Origin of the sequence: Mesorhizobium sp. M7A.F.Ca.CA.004.04.2.1 (assembly GCF_004022825.1) — a bacterium.
Classification (GTDB): Bacteria; Pseudomonadota; Alphaproteobacteria; order Rhizobiales; family Rhizobiaceae; genus Mesorhizobium.
This window is the reverse complement of sequence record NZ_RZPH01001441.1, coordinates 1-1082: the sequence shown is the minus strand read 5'-3', so window position 1 is coordinate 1082 and position 1082 is coordinate 1. Positions and strand designations below refer to the sequence as shown.

Here is a 1082-nt window from a genome sequence, read left to right as displayed (position 1 = left end):
GCCGGCGCTGGCGCCTGGGAGAATGGTCGTGCCCTGGAAGACGATCGGCTCGTTGATATGTGCCAGGATGCGTCGCGCCAGCATATTGATGTCTTCGGTGCCGCCGGCGCCGCCGAGGATCATGACGAACTCGTCGCCGCCCAGGCGCACGCACAGATCCGACGCCCGGCAGGAATCGCGCATGCGCTGTGCCGTCACGACCAGCACATAGTCGCCGGCGGCGTGGCCGAGCGTATCGTTGATCTGCTTGAATCGGTCGAGATCGAGCTGGACGACGGCAAGGCGTTCGCGACGCCGGTGCGTTCCCTTGATCAGCGTGTCGAAATGATCGGTCAGGAACGTGCGGTTGTGCAGGCCGGTAAGGCCGTCATGCACCGCGATGAAGGCCATGGAATTGCGCGCGTCGATCAATTCATGCGTCTTGCGCAGGATGGCGTTCGACATCGGCCTGAAGATGAAGAGCGCCACCAGTATGATGACGCCGATTGTGGCGTAGAACAGCGTGCGATGGAGAGCGAGCAGCTTCTCGGAGCGGTCGTCGGCGTCGGCAGTGATGCGCTGGCCAAGCGCGGCGTAGCCCGACAAGGTCGCATTGGCGACGGAGGCGTCGAGATTGACGCGTTCGTCGCCGCCCTTGTAACCGCCATTGCCGCTGAATTGCGATTCATAGGCCGAGATCAGGCGGTCGCCATTGGCGATCAGCCCGACCGAGAAATAGTCGAGGTGGAAGGGCTTGGCGAAAAGGACGCTTTCGATCGACTTCGGGTCAAGCTTGGCCGGCGATTGCGGATCGGCTCCCGTCTGATCGAGCAGCAGGTCGTAGTTCGTCTCGAACTCCGCCGTTGCCTGCTTGAGCGCGCTGACCAGCGCCGGTTGCTTGTCGCGTGAGCCGGCGCCCGTTGCACCGGCAAGGAAGACGATGCGCTGCGACAGCGTCTTTTGTGTGCTGACGATGTCGAGCAAGGTGTGATTGTGCTGTTGGGTGGCCATCATCTGCTGCAGCAGGATGAAGGAGGCGATCACCATGGCCGCAATGATCAGCAGGGCCAGCCAATAGCCGGCCTTGATCAGCAGTATGAGCT

At 62.3% G+C, this 1082-nt stretch carries 1 protein-coding gene; it reads right to left on the bottom strand.

Features of this window, described 5'->3' with window-relative positions:
- On the bottom strand, positions 1–1082 hold a 1082-nt coding region (locus tag EN893_RS35235; RefSeq protein WP_245490971.1), incomplete at both ends, for a GGDEF domain-containing protein.